Here is a 16227-nt window from a genome sequence, read left to right as displayed (position 1 = left end):
TCATGATGCTGCTAGCCGTCAGCAGTTGTTCAATTTTAGTAACTGCTTATTTAGGGTATCGGAGTGGAAAATTAAATCTAACACACCGAGTCTTTAATCAGTTAACGAGTGTTCGCGCTTCCAAAGCTTACCAAATTGAATCCTACTTTAAAAATATTCGCAATCATACCCAAACCTTGAGCGAAGATCCAGCAATAATCGCGGCGATGCAAGAATTTGCAACGGCTTATCCTCAACTCCAAACTATTAATATTACACAGAGTTTTGACCCCAAGTTAATCGCTTACTACCGTGACAAATTTCTTCCCCGCCTCACCCAAACTGAAGAAGGTTCACCGATTTTAGAATCCTATCTACCCAAAACAATCGCTTCGCGCCATTTACAATATTATTATATTGCTGATAATCCCCATCCCGTGGGTAAAAAAGAGGCCTTAGATTATGCCAAAGATGGGAGCGAATATAGCAAAATTCATGCTCGCTATCACCCTATTTTTCGCAATATTATTCAGAAGTTTAGTTATTACGATATGTTCCTGATTGATCCCCAAGGAAATATCGTTTATACCGTTTTCAAAGAAACTGATTTTACAACTAATTTGGAAAACGGCCCCTATCAAAATACTAATCTCGCTGATCTATTTCAGAAGGTAAAAGAAGCACAATCAAAGGACTATGCCACAATAATTGATTTTCAAGCTTATGCTCCTTCCTATGGCGCTCCAGCCGCATTTATCGCGGCTCCTATTTTGAACAAATCTGAGCTAATTGGGGTGTTAGCTTTTCAACTTCCAGTTAATGAAATTAATCATGTGATGACGGGTAATCAGCATTGGGAAAGCGATGGTTTAGGTCAAACCGGAGAAACTTATTTAGCCGGACGAGATACCTTAATGCGTTCCATTTCCAGGTTTTTAGTACAAGATCCAAAAGGCTATGCTAAAGCGTTGAGATTATTAGGAATGAGTGAGGCAGAAATCAACCGAATCAATCAATATGGTACGTCTATTTTACAACAATATGTGAGGACAGAAGCCGTTGCTGATGCGTTAAATGGTAAGCAAGGAACTCGAACTATTAGAGACTATCGAAACATTCCGGTTTTGAGTTCCTTTGCACCCCTTCGCATTGATGGATTAGACTGGGTGATTTTATCAGAAATAGATATATCAGAAGCTTATGCTCCGATTTATTCCTTTCGGAACCAAATTCTAATTTCAGCGACATTACTAATGTTAGTAATAACATTAATAGCCATGGTTTTAGCTAATTTATTTGTAAACCCGATCAATCAACTGATTAAGGGAACCCGCAAAATTTCCGCAGGACAACTTGATGCAATCGTACCTTTAGAAACAGAAGATGAATTTGGAGAATTAGCAAAATCCTTCAATAAAATTGTACGGAGTCTACAGGCTGAAACCTTACTGGTAGAACAAAAAAATCAGGAAAATGAAGAATTATTGTTAAGTCTTTTTCCTACTTCAGTAGCAAAACGGTTTCAACGGGGAAACAAAGATATGGCTGAAGAACTATCAAATGTTGCTGTTTTGTTCTCCGATTTAACCGGATTTTCTAAACTATCTAGCTCCTTAAGTGCCAATGAATCTGTTGCTATTTTAAATGATTTATTCACCGCATTTGATGAAGTTGCTGAACGGTATGGGATGGAAAAAATTAAAACAATCGGAGATAGTTATCTAGCCGTTTGTGGACTTTCAATTCCTTATCTTGATCACGATAAACGCGCCCTTGATGTTGCCTTAGAAATTTTGATTATTGTGCGTCGATTTAGTCATGAACGGGGATTATCCTTGAATATTTCAATTGGTATTAACGCTGGGGATATTATTGCGGGAATTGTGGGTCGAAATCGCTGTATTTTTGATGTTTGGGGTGATACGATCAACCTGGCTACAGCCCTGAAAAATGCCTGTCCACCCGGAAGAATTTTAGTATCTCAGACCGTTTATCGTCGGCTTCAGGATCTTTATCAGTTTGAGCCAATATCGGAGAAAGAAGTTAATGGTAAACCTAAATTGAATGGGTGGTTATTGAAAAGTAAACACTCACCAATTGAAGTTGAGAGCTTGGGAATTTTATGAATAAGTTTATAGACATTTTAAACCGAATCTTGAAAGCTGAAAGCTAGACCGTACACCTGTCTTTTCCTCCGGTTTTCCCTGTTCCCTGTCCCCTGTTCCCTGCTATACAATGAACTCTACAATTATTCAAAGTAATTTATTTATTTGGTCAATTACCCTTGCGGTTGGGTTTCCTTTTTTGATTATCGTTCTGGGGGAAATTATCCATCGATTAAAAAAACGGGGTAAACCTCTAGCAACCACTTTACAGGTAGTGCGAAATTTGGTTTTACCTGTGCTTGTTTTCTTGCTGTTTATGCAGTATGTTCTCAAACTTGATCATAATAGCAATTTAATCAGAACAGTGCAAACGTTGTTGTGGATTTTCGTGATTCATGCTGCACTTTCTCTACTGAATGTTATCTTGTTTGAACAAGCAGAAGCTGATACTTGGCGAGCTAGATTTCCTAAACTTCTGATTGATCTTTCTCGACTATTTTTGATTTTGGTGGGAACTGCGATCGCATTGTCAAGTGTTTGGAATGCAGATCTCGCAGGTTTAGCAACGGCATTGGGGGTTAGTTCCATCGTCATTGCTTTAGCCCTTCAAGATACATTGGGCAGTATTATGTCAGGAATTGCACTGCTATTTGAGCGTCCATTTACCGTTGGAGATTGGTTAAAAGTAGGAGATACGGTCGGACAAGTTATTGATATTAATTGGCGTGCAGTGCGCCTACAAACCTTTGATCGGGAAATGATTGTAATTCCCCATAAAGTGATTAGTGGAGAAACAATTCATAATTTTAGCCAACCCTTACGCCTTCATGCAGAACGGATTCAAATTGGGTTTTCCTATAATGATCCACCGAATTTAGCCAAACAAGTTTTAAAAAGCACAGCCCTTTCAACTCAGGGAATTTTAAGCGAACCCGAACCGCAGATTTTTACCCTTTCTTATGATGATTCTAGTGTAACTTATGAGGTAAAATTTTTTATTGAAAACTATAGCGAATTGGAAAAAATTCGGGATCGGTTTATGACTCGAATTTGGTATGCAGCCCAACGCAATAATTTAAAAATTCCCTTTCCAATTCGGACGTTATATCATGTTCGTGGATCGAATTCTCCAGGAGAAGATCCTTCTAAGAAATTTGCTGAAAGCCTACAATCAATTCCGGTATTTGTGCCTCTCAAAAAAGAACAAACTAACCTAGATAACCTCTCTCAAGGGGTTATGCTTCATCACTTTGGTACAGGGGAAAAAGTAATTCAGCAAGGCTATCCAGGTAACGATCTCTATATTATTATTTCAGGAAAAGCCCTTTTAACAATCCCGGATGCGTGGGGAACTGAATGCGAAGTATTGTCACTGAAAGCAGGAGAATTTTTTGGGGAAATGGCTCTTTTTTCTGGTGAACCTAGTACGGTTTCTGTAACTGCTATTGAAGATCTCGAAGTGATGATCTTTTCTTCGATTGTTGTTAATCAAATGATTGAACGTCAACCGAGTTTTGCTCGTGAGATTGGTCAAATCTTAGAAGTTCGCAGAAAGGCAATTCAGGCAGTAAAACAGTCCAGTGTTTAATTGAATGGAGGCTAAATTCTATCCGTCATCCTTAGCAGACCCGCGCTCAAAATGGTGTTGATGACATTAGATGCTCAATCCCCTTACAATTTCTGCCCTTGCCTCATAATTGATTTGAGGTTATCCTAAATAGATGGAGGTAAACCCGCAATGATTACAAAAACTTTACTTTTACCTGAACAACGCACGGTTTTAAATCAAGTCAGTTGGCAAACATTTATTAATTTATTGGACGATTTAGGGGATAACCGCGTCATTCGTTTATATTATGATCAAGGAGTATTAGAAATTATGACTCCATTAGGAGAACATGAAAATAATAATCGGTTTATTGACGATTTAGTGAGAGCAATAGCAGATGAATTAAACCTAAACCTAAAAAAAATGGGATCTTTAACCTTAAAACGAGAAGAATTATTAAAAGGTGCAGAACCCGATTCTTGTTATTATTTAGAAAATGAACCCTTAGTCAGACATAAACAGAATATTAATTTAGAATCAGACCCTCCCCCTGATTTAGTTTTAGAAATTGATATTACTAGCAGTTCTTTAGATAAACAAACGATTTATGCTGCTTTTGAAATTCCCGAATTATGGCGTTATAATGGTCAGGAATTAGAGGTTTTTGTTTTAGACAAAACAACTCAATCCTATCAAAAATCAATTCAAAGTTTACATTTCCCTTGGCTCCCTTTAGAAGTTATTCCCCAATATATTCGTCAAAGTTTAAGGGATGGGGAAACCGCAACCTTAAAATCTTTTAGAACTTGGGTTAGAAAGTTGATCTAAGTAGTTCAAAAATCATCTAAACTTACTTATAGTTACATAGCCCATCCCACGGGTTTATCAGGGTTTAAGGGTGGTAAATAAGGCGGAATAATCGTCATCTAGTTTTCCGAGTTTTTGTGTAGCTTCTAATATTGCTCGAACCCCTTCTAAAGAACTCACATTTAACCCCATTGATTTCGCTTCTTGTAAAAACAAATTCGTGTCTTTTAATAAATGTTTAGTAGGAAAATTGGGATTTTGATAATTTTCTTCTAACATCCGTTGTAATTTTTTATCAAAGGTAGGAGCATATAACGCACTCTTGCGTAAAATCTCCATAAAGAGTTCGATATCAACTCCTTGACCTTGAACAAAATTTAAACTCAGGGCGAAGGCGGTTGTCAGGGAAGCAATTAACTGATTTAAGGCTAATTTTAACGCCGATGCACTACCAACTTCCCCAATATATTTGGGTTCCCCTAGGGGTTGTAAGACATGAAACCACTGTTTAAATTGGGCTTCCGTGGAACCGACCATAATTTGTAATTTCCCCGATTTTGCTTCAGGAATACTCCCTAAAACCGGTGCTTCTAAATAATTTCCCCCAGCTTTAATAATTTCTTTTTGGATATTTTTACTCTCCGTTGGGGAAATTGTTCCCATAGAAATAATTGTTTTTCCTGATAAAATAGATTGAAATTCTGAACGGAATAAAACCGACTCAATCGCCTCTTGATTAGTTAACATTAACAGAATACAATCACTAGCAGTGATTAAACCTTGGGGAGTTCCCGCTACTGTTGCTCCGGCTTCTCTTAACGGTTCTACTTTGGATGTTGTGCGGTTATAAACAATAACTTTAAATCCCATTTCCAGAATTTTGAGGGCGATGGGTAATCCCATTAACCCAGTTCCAATAACTCCAATTTTCATGTTAACTCCGATAGAATAATAGGGCTATAATTCAAAGAATACGATAATCTAATCAATTAAAACATCTTCCGAAAAATCACTCCCTCGGTGTTGCCAATCAATATCAGGAATCTCATTAAATCCTTGTTTAAGACATTCTTCCCAAACTTTACGAATTTTGGCTAAATAGGGATCACCTAAGCGCAGTTTCAGAAAATTTTTGATTTCTAAACTATCTTTTTCATACAAAACTAAATTAATCGGTGGCCCCACAGAAATATTAGATTTCATTGTAGAATCAATCGAAAGTAAGGCACATTTAGCCGCCGCTTCTAAATGGGTACGGAAACTGAGGGTACGATCTAAAATCGGTTTGCCATATTTGGTTTCTCCGATTTGTAAAAAAGGGGTTTCTTTGGTGGCATGAATAAAATTACCTTGGCTGTAAATCAAAAATAAGCAAGGTTCTTGTTCTTTAATTTGACCACTTAATAACATAGAGCATTTGGGTTCAATCCCGTCTTTTTTCAGCCAATGCTCATCAATTTCTTGAACTTTTCTGAGTTTTGTACCAATATATCGAGCCACTTCATACATGGAGGGAAGACTATGTAAATTAACATCTTCCTGACTTTTAATATCCCGATCTAATTCGCTCACAATGCCTTGGGTAACGGAAAGATTTCCGGCGGTACATAATAAAATAACCCGATCGCCAGGTTTGGAAAAATCAAATAATTTACGATAGGTAGAAATATGATCAACCCCGGCATTTGTGCGAGAGTCCGAAGCCATCACGAAGCCCGTATCCGTAATAATTCCTAAACAATAAGTCATAAATGCAGTTGAAACAAAATTAGCAGATTGCCAAACACTAGATCATAAACTTCTGGGATAGAAACTGTCAACCGACATCAACTGTTAAGGGAACATGAAGATTTTGTTTTGTATGATGCAATCAAAAAAACCGTTACAGGCTACCCTCCTAGGAATATAGTGTTTGGCCCTTGGAGATTCACTCCCTGGGGGGGATAGTCAGTTATTTTAAGAAATGTTAAACTTCTTAACATATAATGTAGTTATGTTAAGACTGTAACGGCAAATTAGCGTTATAGAGCTTAAACATTGGAAAAACCCCCAGGTCGTAACACCTAGGCTAACCGTCCATACTTGATGACGAAAGATCTAGTTTTTCGTGCTTCAAGTAGGGGCTTGACGTATCAAACCTTTATAGGTTAAGGTATCCAGCCGGAGATGAGCCATGAAATTTGCTAAAACCTCAGACACAGACTCTGTACGCGCTTATCTACGAGAAATTGGTCGCGTTCCCTTGCTAACCCATGAGCAAGAAATTGTCTATGGTAAACAAGTTCAACACTTGAATCTCGTTCAAAATCAGTGGGAAGATCTAGCGACCTGTTTAGGTCGAGCGCCTAGTCCCGCAGAATGGGCGGAGGCGGCCGGACTATCGGAAGCGGAATTAGAACGGGTACTCGAACGAGGCCAAAGTGCGAAACGCAAAATGGTGGAGGCGAACTTGCGTTTAGTGGTGTCCGTTGCTAAAAAATATATCAAGCGAAATGTGGACTTACTGGACTTAATTCAAGAAGGCACCATTGGGATGCAGCGTGGCGTTGAAAAATTTGATCCCACTAAAGGATATCGTTTTTCCACCTATGCCTACTGGTGGATTCGTCAGGCGATTACCCGAGCGATCGCCGAAAAAGGCCGCACAATTCGTCTCCCGATTCATATTACCGAAAAACTCAACAAAATCAAAAAAGCCCAACGTCAGTTAGCTCAAGAGTTGGGACGGGCTGCGACCATGGCAGAATTAGCCGTGGAATTAGAACTCACCCCGCGACAAATTCGGGAATATTTAGAACGTGCCCGTCTACCCCTGTCCCTGGATCTGCGGGTGGGTGATAATCAAGATACGGAGTTAGGAGATCTTTTAGAAGATACGGGAACTTCTCCAGAGGATTTTGCCTTACAATCTTCTCTACGCAGCGATTTAGAATTAATGATGGCTGACCTAACCGAACAACAGCGTCAGGTATTATCCCTGCGATTTGGTTTAGAAGATGGGCAAAGTTTAACCTTGGCTAAAATTGGCGATCGGCTGAATATTAGTCGAGAGCGGGTTCGACAAATTGAAAGGGAAGCCTTAACAAAATTGCGAAAACGGAAACAAGATATTAACGACTATATGGCCAGTTAAATCATTGTTCTGGGGGGGATAACACATCCTCAAAGAGTAGGGATGTTTTCTGAAAACGTCTCTACATCCTGCTAAATTAGAATGTAGGGATCAACATTTGATTCAGATTGAGATCAACTGAAACTCTTGTATAAGGGGGAAGAAAGATGAACGACAGATCTAACCGAAATTCAAAATTTTTTCAGGAAGAAACGGGGGAAATGGGGAACCTCTTGTGGCAATATGTACAGTCAATGAGTCCTGATACCGTTTCCCAACTGTCGAAACCGAATTCTTCGGAAGTCTTCCAAGTCATGGAACGAAATATTATCGGACTATTGGGCAATTTACCCTCGGAACATTTTGGAATTACGGTAACAACCAGTCGTGAACATTTAGGACGACTCTTAGCGTCTGCGATGATTAGTGGCTATTTCCTTCGCAACGCCGAACAGAGAATGGCATTTGAACGATCTGTCCCAGGTATTGAAAAAGCCCCTCAAGAATAGTTATTTTCCTTGATCCCGTGCCATTCCATGAATACAAAATGTTTCAAATTTTGGCAAGCTGAATCTTGAGTTTGCGAAAGTTTTGTGTTGTTCATAAGATCATGATGGGAGTGTGGAAACTCAGTGTCTTCAGACCTGAGAGTGTCAAGTAAATTATTATCTTCCTATGCTTCAAATATCTTCTCCCTTAGCCCATAAAATTATTGGTGTTGGTGTAATTTGGAATCATCAAAAACAAATTTTAATTGATAAACGACCTGCCAAGGATTTATTGGGAGGACTGTGGGAATTTCCAGGGGGAAAACTGGAGGCGGGAGAAACCCTAGAAGATTGTATTAAACGGGAAATTCAAGAAGAATTAGCGATTGAAATAGAAGTCGAAGATCATTTAATTACTATTGAACACACCTATACCGATTTTAAAGTAACTTTAAATGTCTATCACTGTCGTTATTTGGGGGGAGAACCCCAGCCTTTAGAATGTGATGAAATTCGCTGGGTCACTTTAGATGAAATTAATCAATTTCCCTTTCCTAAAGCCAATGAAAAAATTATTGCCGCCTTGAGAAATAATCCCTAAATCAAAGTTAATCAATAAATCAACCCGACATTATGGAGATTACTGATTCTGCTCTTTTTGGAATATGGGAATAGAAACTTGAAATGCGGTAAAATTATCTTGATCTCGGTAACAGAGAATTTCTCCTAGATGTTGTTCTACCACAATTTTATAACTAATTGATAACCCTAAACCTGTTCCTTTGCCCACCGGTTTTGTGGTAAAAAATGGGTCAAAAAGCCTATTTTTTACCTTATCTTCAATGCCAGGGCCGTTATCTCGAATCGTAATTCTAACCTGTTCTAATGGGGGTAATTTCCCCTTATGTTCTTTCAAATTCGGATGAATGATCTCTGTAGTAATTTTAATGATTCGAGGTTCGGACTGATTATCTAAGGCATCAATTGCATTCCCAATCAGATTCATAAACACTTGATTTAACTGTCCGGCATAACATTCAACCTTGGGTAACTTGCCATATTCCTTGATTAACTCAATCCCACCGGATGATCCTTTGGGTTTTAAGCGATTTTGTAAGATTAATAATGTACTATCAATACCATCATGAATATTGACAGGCTTCATTTCAGCTTCATCTAATCGCGAGAAACTTCTCAAAGACACTACAATTTGACGAATCCGATCGGCTCCCATTTCCATTGAAGATAGAATTTTTGGTAAATCTTCTGATAAAAACTCTAATTCAATTTCTTCAGCTTTAGCTTGAAGGGCGGGAGTTGCAATCGGATAAATTTCTTGATACAATTCCAACAATTCTAAAATATCTTGAGTATATTCCTTGGCATAGGTGAGATTCCCATAAATAAAATTAACCGGATTATTAATTTCATGGGCAACTCCCGCCACCATTTGTCCTAAACTCGACATTTTTTCACTTTGAATTAATTGAGATTCCTTCTGTTTTAAATCCTGTAGGGCTTCACTCAGATGAAAGGCTTGGGTTTGGGCTGCTAAGGCCGCCGCCCGGGTTTGGGCATATAATTCCGCCTGGTCAATGGCGATCGCTAACTGATCCACCACCGCGCGTAAAAGCTCCACCTCACTGTCCCGCCAGGGTCGAGATCCCCCATAATGATTACAAACTACCGCCCCCCGTTGACCCGATCGGGTTTCCAAGGGTAATAACAACAGGGAAAAAATCCCCGCCGCCTGTAAAAACCGACAGGTCGATTCATCTAAGGCTGTTGTGGTGTGGAGATTATCAATTTTAATCGTCTGGGCCATCCGAATTTTTTCGGCTAACAGAGGGATTTGTTCTGGGGGATAATCCTGCAAACCATTGGATAAATCGGGATTTAGGGATTCGTGGGTGACGGCGAAACTGGGTTGTTGATTGGGTTGAATGTGCATATACCAGAGGAAATGACATTGATCCACCTGCAATAAAGCCCGAATTTCACTCACGGCCGTCCCCAAAATCGTATCAATATCTAAGGAATCCCGAATCTGACTCGCCAACCGAAATAATAACCCTTCCCGACGACTTTGCAGTTCTTCCCGCGCCTTCACCCGATCAATCCCAACCGCTAGAGCATTAGCCACCCATCCCAAAACCCCCCGAGCTTCATCATTGAGGGTGGAGTGGCTACAAATAGCCATTAACCCCACTAGACGCCCTTCCACCACCAAGGGAAAATCAAACGTCCGACTTTTCATTAGGGGTAGGGGGTAGGGAATCGAACAGGTTAAAACATCGGTTTCGGTAATATTATGTTCATGAACAGTTAATCCGGCATTGGCTTGGAGTTCTAATTGATTGCTATTAAGATTTAATGTCCAAATTCCCACCCCAGCCACATCGGGATACTGGGCGATCGCTTGTATACAACGGCCTAGAATCCTGGCAATCGACCCCCCATGTCCCAGGGCTGTTCCCACTTCTGCTTCCAATTGAGAAAGCCTTGATCGCTCTAATAATAGGGTTTCAGCTTGTTTTCGTTCCGTAATATTCCGCGAAACCGCAATAATTTCATCAATGTCTTGTGAGTTCTGATTTCTCAAGCCATGACAGGTACTTTCAAACCAGATATATTCTCCATTGTGACATCGAATTCGGTAACTCACGGTATAAATATCTTGACTATTTCTTAATAGCAAATATTTCTCTTGAGTCCCTGCCAAATCCTCGGGATGAATCAAGTCATAGACCGATTTCCCGATCAATTCTTCCGGTTGGTATCCCAATAATTGCTGACTGGCCGGAGAAGCATATAAATAAGTGCCATCGTTGCTATGTCGAGAAATTAAATCCGTCGCATGATCAGCCAAAAGTCGATAACGGGCCTCACTTTCGCGCAAAGCATCCTCAGACTGTTTGCGTTGGGTAATATCGGTTTGAATTCCGATAAAATGGGTTAAACTTCCCTCTCGATCGCGCACCGGAGAAATCGACAGTTCATTCCAGAAGTAATTGCCATCTTTACGATAATTTTTTAGGGTAACGCTACAATCAGTATTTTGGGCGATCGCATCCCGAAGACGAGCTAATTCCTTTGGATCAGTATCCTCACCCTGAAGCATCCGACAATTGCGTCCTAAAACCTCCTCCTGAGAATAGCCGGTTAATTTTTCAAAGGCAGGATTACAGTAGATAATCGGACAATCGGTGGCGGCAAAATCGCTAATCACAATTCCGCTAGGACTTGCAGTAATCGCCCTTTCCAGCAATTCCATCCGCACTTCGGACTGTCGGCGTTCGGTAATATCAATTCCCGTAGCAATCACATATTTGATCAGGCCATTCGCCTGAAATAAAGCCGTATTTGACCAAGTAATCCAATGGCGTTGGCCATTAGGTTTAACCCATTCGGTTTCCCAAGCATTTAAACGGGTATGATTGGGGATTAGAGGAACCGAATTTTGAGTTTTCACTGATTTGGGAGGTTCGTCAAACTCAATCATCATCCCTCCAGAATGCGGTTGACTACCAGAATCCAAGGGTAATAGGTTGACCCCCAACTCATCAAAGGTTTTTCCTTCGACTTCCTCGGCGGAATATCCCGTCAGTTGTTCACAGGTTCGATTAAACCGAATAATTCGACCATCGGGATCAAGGACAATCACTAAGGCACTAACTGTGTCGAGAACAGCGCAAACAAAGTCTCTTTCTTGACGAACTACTTCCCAGACTTGCTTGCGTTCATTAATAATATCTTCGAGTTGACTAAGTTTGGTTTTGGAGTGAATCAGTTGACGGTGTAAATTAATTTGGCTAATAATTTGATTATTGAGAGCTTGTAACGCCTTAATGGTTTCCGGTGATAACTTCCGGGGCTGATAATCCATAATCGACAGCATCCCCACCATTAAATTATCAGTCGTGATTAAAGGAATACCCAGATAAAACCGAATGCCATGATCCTGTTTAACTAAAGGTTGGCTAGAAAACCGTTGATCATCCCAGGTATCGGGGATGATAATTGGTTCTGGGGATAGTTTTAAGGTAGAGTTAGAGGAGTTTGGGGTTAAAGAATGATCGGGATCTTCTTGATCCTCCCTTAACGACTGAAATTGACACTGCAAGTAGATAATAAACTCGCAGAAATTCAAGTAGGGATGTATTTTTTCCGTTAAACCCACCTGGGATTTCAACCACTGATGGCTGACATCCATAAAGGTAATTAAAGCAATCGGCGTCTGGGCTAGATGGGACGCTAAGTGAGTCAAATCATCAAAGGGAATTTCAGCAAACCTGTGGATGACCTGAGAAAGATTATTGCCCTCTGGGCTGAACATGGTTTGACCTAAAAATCTTGCATTCATGACCGGTAATCACCATACAAAGGGAGTGGCTAGATATCAGCAACTGGGTATTTAGCTTTTTGGGATGAGATGTTCATATTAACTGAGGGGTCAAGGGTTAGTCGCTAACACCTCAACACCTTAACACCTCAACACCCCAACTGTTACCCGACATCTGACTTTTGTTTGACTCGCCTTAGCTGTATGACATTGTTTGTCCAAACGTCCTGATCTCACACAACTTTTTTAATCTACTTTAATCTTAACAAAGAAAGATCCAATTTTTCGCGATTAGATCAATCACAAACACCGAAAACAGATTTGATCAAATTTCTTAATCATTATTCGGCTTAAAAGTATAGAATTATTGATATTAAAACGAACGAATCCTTTTCAACTATAATGAAAATAATAGATAGTCGGACTCAGATCCAACAATCAAGGCTATTTTTTATAGGTTTGATTACAGATGAGCAGGGCATCTCGACTCACGGAACATGAATCACTATGTCAGTATCTCAAAGTTCTATACTCACCATTTTAGCCGTTGACGATAGTAAAGTCATGCAAGGACTCGTCCAACAGGCATTAGGGAAAGAATATCGTGTCCTTGTTGCTGATAATGCTGTAGACGCTTTATCCACAATTTACCATGAAGCTGTTTCGGTTTTACTTCTGGATGTGGCTATGCCGGGAATTGATGGCCTAGAACTCTGTCGCACCGTTCGTAGTATTCCTCAGTTTCAGAATTTGCCTATTATTATGTTAACATCAAGGGACGGTGCTTTTGATAAGGTTCAAGGCCGTCTAGCGGGCGCGAGTGAATATCTCACTAAACCCTTTGATGCTCAAAAGTTATCGGAAGTTGTTAGTCAAGTTTTGCAATTACAGCAAATTAATCCTCAAGGTTATCCCCACTAAACACTAAAAAAACAGGAATCTCTAGTAATATTATTTTTCCCATTCCCCAAAACCCATTCCCTATTCCCTTTAAAAAAAGTTAAACTGTTCTTCGGTAATTCGGTTCGCTTCATACAAGGTTTCTGCGATTTCAGAAAGGGTTAATACCGCATGGGCTTGATAATTATTATCTTTTAATTTTTCTTTAACTCCTCCTTCGTGATCAATTAAAACCACAATATCATTAACTTTTAATCCCGCAGATTGTAGCTTTTGGGCTCCTTTTATTACACTATTTCCCGTAATTAAAATATCATCCACCACTACAATAGTTTCCCCTGGCTGAAAATGTCCTTCAATTAATCGTCCTGCACCATAGGCTTTAACTTCTTTTCGGGGAAAGATCATCGGACGTTGTAATCTTAATGATAACCCGGTTGCTGTTGGTAAAGAACCATAGGGAATACCCGCAATTCGATCAAAACTTAGGGTTTCTAAAATATCCCCATAGGCACCAACAATTTGATGAAAAATTTGGGGAGTTGAAATAATCCGTCTCAAGTCAATATAATAGGGGAAAGTTTCTCCCGATGCTTGAACATGATCTCCAAAAATAATACAGCCAATATCATACAATTGTAAAATTAAATCTCGATGGGGTTGATGTCTTAAAAAACAAACATCGGGCAACCATAAATCACAGGTAGGATTTCCTCTGATTACCTGTTGTCGTTCTTCATTAATTTGATCTCTTAACTGTTTAATTTCGGTTCTGACGGTTTCTTTTTCTAATAATTTAGGAGGAATAGGTATTAATAAGCGATCGCCATTTAAACTCAACCCTGCGGCTAAAATTGGGGTTAAATCTTCTACATCCATTAAATCATTTTCTTCAGCTACATCCCCCTCTAATAAGATAAATTGTTCCGGTGCAGCTTGACGAATTTTTGCCAACATATCCGGTACCATTCCCGCTAATAATCCCAATTGTTCAGGAGTTCCCCAAGTTTGAGATACCCGGACTAATTCTAAATAATATAAAGGTTGTTGAGATTGAGGATATTCTTGAATAATAGAAGCCGAAGGATTAGCCGTGGCACAGGAAATAAAAACCCATTGATCAGGATAAACTAAAAAGGGTGCAACTTGATCTAATCCGGCATAAGGAGTTAAGGTACAAGCGCCAACCTTTAAATCTTCAAAGACAAAACGAGCAAAAACGGTACTAGAATTCAAATCGCTATGTTTGGCATCTAAAATAATCGGAATATTAGGCGGAATTAATTTTATGGTTTTTTCCAATAGTTTTAAACCAGGTATCCCCAAACCCAAATAAAACCCGAAAGAGAGTTTATAGGCACAGACAAATTCCGAAGTTTCTCGAATAATAAAACCTAGCCATTCCTGCCATTGTTCAATAATATCAGAGCGATCGCCATCAATTCCCCCACAATTTCCAATTTCAAAAATATGGCTATCGGGATCAGGTTCTAGGGCAATATAAAGTAAACTATTTTGCCGTTCAATTGCTGCCAATAATTGGTTAAAAAAGTTCATTTTTAAGGTTAAATATTAACGGTTTACATGGATTACAGATGTTGATTCCAATTATAACCTCTGGCAAGACCAGATCAAAAAATTAATATTTGTTGATCTGGTCTTGTCGTGCCAACAGGTTCTATGATAAATTCTACCGCTAATAACTGATTACTGATTACTGGTACTGGCGGGTTATTTTAGATCTTTGTTAATTACCTAAATCGCCGATGAACCCGCCCCCTACAACTGATAACTGATTACTGATAACTGATTACTGAAATGTTGAATACAAAAACTATACTCTCCGCCCTGTTAATTTTTGTGCCGATTTCGATTGCGGGTCACTTTTTGGAGTGGGGATCAACTATTGTATTTGTCACCTCAGCCTTAGCGATTATCCCCTTAGCGGGTTGGATGGGAACTGCAACCGAAGAAATAGCCGTCGTCCTGGGCCCGAATTTAGGCGGGTTGTTAAATGCCACCTTTGGGAATGCAACGGAATTAATTATTGGAGTTGTCGCCCTGAATGCTGGATTAATTGATGTGGTCAAATCCAGTTTAGTCGGCTCAATTATAGGAAACCTACTATTAGTTATGGGTTTATCCATGTTCTTAGGAGGTTTACGCTTCAAAGAGCAAAAATTCCAGCCCGTGATTGCCCGTTTGAATGCCTCGGCCATGAATTTAGCGATAATTGCTATTTTAGTACCAACGGCAGTAGATGTTACCTCCATTGGCATTGAGGAATCCACCATGCAAACCCTCTCGGCGGCGGTGGCGGTGGTTTTAATTACGGTTTATGTTCTTACCCTGCTGTTTTCGATGAAAACCCACTCCTATTTATATGATGTGGGAGTGGCCGAAAACGATGAAGATGGCGAAATCACCCCAGAAGAAGCCGGACATGAGGCAGAAAATGTGAATTTAAAGCTGTGGATTGGGGTTTTGTTATTGGCTACCCTAACTGTAGCCTTCGAGTCGGAATTATTGGTGGGGACTTTAGAGGAAGCTACCTCTAGTTTGGGACTAACAGCATTATTTACCGGGGTAATTTTAGTTCCCATTATTGGTAACGCGGCTGAACACGCCACCGCCGTTACCGTGGCTATGAAAAATAAAATGGATTTATCCGTATCCGTGGCCTTGGGTTCGAGTTTACAAATTGCCTTATTTGTGGCCCCTGTGTTAGTTTTAGCCGGATGGATATTAGGCCAACCGATGGATTTGAATTTTAACCCCTTTGAATTAATCGCCGTTGCCGTGTCTGTGTTAATTGCTAATTCCGTCAGTTCCGATGGCCGTTCCGATTGGTTGGAGGGGGTTTTACTCTTGGCTGCTTATACCGTTTTGGGTATTGCGTTTTACTTCCATCCGATTATTGAGGGGATTGGTTGATTATCACTGAT

Annotated in this window: 12 protein-coding genes; 8 read left to right on the top strand and 4 right to left on the bottom strand. The window is 39.8% G+C overall.

Annotated features, from left to right (window positions below; genetic code table 11):
- The first annotated feature begins 2 nt into the window (after window positions 1–2).
- The 3 genes from NMG88_RS17015 (at window position 3) to NMG88_RS17005 (ending at window position 4461) form a co-directional block, all read left to right on the top strand.
- A complete protein-coding gene (locus NMG88_RS17015) occupies window positions 3–2105 on the top strand; it encodes an adenylate/guanylate cyclase domain-containing protein (protein ID WP_254035643.1) in 2103 nt (700 codons plus the stop codon).
- A gap of 109 nt (window positions 2106–2214) precedes the next feature.
- A complete protein-coding gene (locus tag NMG88_RS17010; RefSeq protein WP_042153912.1) occupies window positions 2215–3672 on the top strand; it encodes a mechanosensitive ion channel family protein in 1458 nt (485 codons plus the stop codon).
- A 150-nt stretch (window positions 3673–3822) separates the two neighbouring features.
- Complete coding sequence (locus tag NMG88_RS17005; RefSeq protein WP_042153913.1) at window positions 3823–4461, top strand: Uma2 family endonuclease; 639 nt, start codon at window positions 3823–3825, stop codon at window positions 4459–4461.
- A gap of 57 nt (window positions 4462–4518) precedes the next feature.
- Here the strand turns inward: NMG88_RS17005 and NMG88_RS17000 are convergent, their stop codons facing one another.
- Complete coding sequence (locus NMG88_RS17000) at window positions 4519–5373, bottom strand: NAD(P)-dependent oxidoreductase (protein WP_042153915.1); 855 nt, start codon at window positions 5371–5373, stop codon at window positions 4519–4521.
- Between the two features lie 48 nt (window positions 5374–5421).
- The gene (locus NMG88_RS16995; protein ID WP_026796351.1) at window positions 5422–6189 is read right to left on the bottom strand and encodes a proteasome-type protease; all 768 of its coding nucleotides are present in this window, start codon (window positions 6187–6189) and stop codon (window positions 5422–5424) included.
- A gap of 424 nt (window positions 6190–6613) precedes the next feature.
- Here NMG88_RS16995 and NMG88_RS16990 point away from each other — a divergent pair, with 424 nt between their 5' ends.
- The 3 genes from NMG88_RS16990 (at window position 6614) to mutT (ending at window position 8641) form a co-directional block, all read left to right on the top strand.
- Window positions 6614–7573, top strand: a complete 960-nt coding sequence (locus NMG88_RS16990) for an RNA polymerase sigma factor, RpoD/SigA family (protein ID WP_026785433.1) — start codon at window positions 6614–6616, stop codon at window positions 7571–7573.
- A gap of 146 nt (window positions 7574–7719) precedes the next feature.
- A complete protein-coding gene (locus NMG88_RS16985) occupies window positions 7720–8061 on the top strand; it encodes a DUF760 domain-containing protein (protein ID WP_026785432.1) in 342 nt (113 codons plus the stop codon).
- A 166-nt stretch (window positions 8062–8227) separates the two neighbouring features.
- Entirely contained in the window at window positions 8228–8641 is a 414-nt protein-coding gene (gene mutT, locus NMG88_RS16980; protein WP_026796352.1) for an 8-oxo-dGTP diphosphatase MutT, read from the top strand.
- 39 nt (window positions 8642–8680) lie between these two features.
- On the opposite strand, the gene NMG88_RS16975 is transcribed toward mutT, so the two are convergent.
- A complete protein-coding gene (locus NMG88_RS16975; RefSeq protein WP_413466845.1) occupies window positions 8681–12376 on the bottom strand; it encodes a PAS domain S-box protein in 3696 nt (1231 codons plus the stop codon).
- A 513-nt stretch (window positions 12377–12889) separates the two neighbouring features.
- Between NMG88_RS16975 and NMG88_RS16970 the strand changes: the two genes are divergently transcribed.
- Window positions 12890–13303, top strand: a complete 414-nt coding sequence (locus NMG88_RS16970; RefSeq protein WP_026796353.1) for a response regulator transcription factor — start codon at window positions 12890–12892, stop codon at window positions 13301–13303.
- A gap of 69 nt (window positions 13304–13372) precedes the next feature.
- Here NMG88_RS16970 and NMG88_RS16965 read toward each other — a convergent pair whose 3' ends face one another.
- On the bottom strand, window positions 13373–14839 hold the full coding sequence (locus tag NMG88_RS16965) for a bifunctional orotidine-5'-phosphate decarboxylase/orotate phosphoribosyltransferase (protein ID WP_254035642.1): 1467 nt from the start codon (window positions 14837–14839) through the stop codon (window positions 13373–13375).
- Between the two features lie 261 nt (window positions 14840–15100).
- Here NMG88_RS16965 and cax point away from each other — a divergent pair, with 261 nt between their 5' ends.
- A complete protein-coding gene (gene cax, locus NMG88_RS16960; RefSeq protein ID WP_026795924.1) occupies window positions 15101–16216 on the top strand; it encodes a calcium/proton exchanger in 1116 nt (371 codons plus the stop codon).
- The last annotated feature ends 11 nt before the right edge of the window (window positions 16217–16227 follow it).

Origin of the sequence: Planktothrix agardhii, assembly GCF_904830935.1 — a bacterium.
Classification (GTDB): domain Bacteria; phylum Cyanobacteriota; class Cyanobacteriia; order Cyanobacteriales; family Microcoleaceae; genus Planktothrix; species Planktothrix agardhii.
The sequence above is the reverse complement of the archived record's forward strand: the minus strand, read 5'-3'. Positions and strand labels throughout refer to the sequence as shown.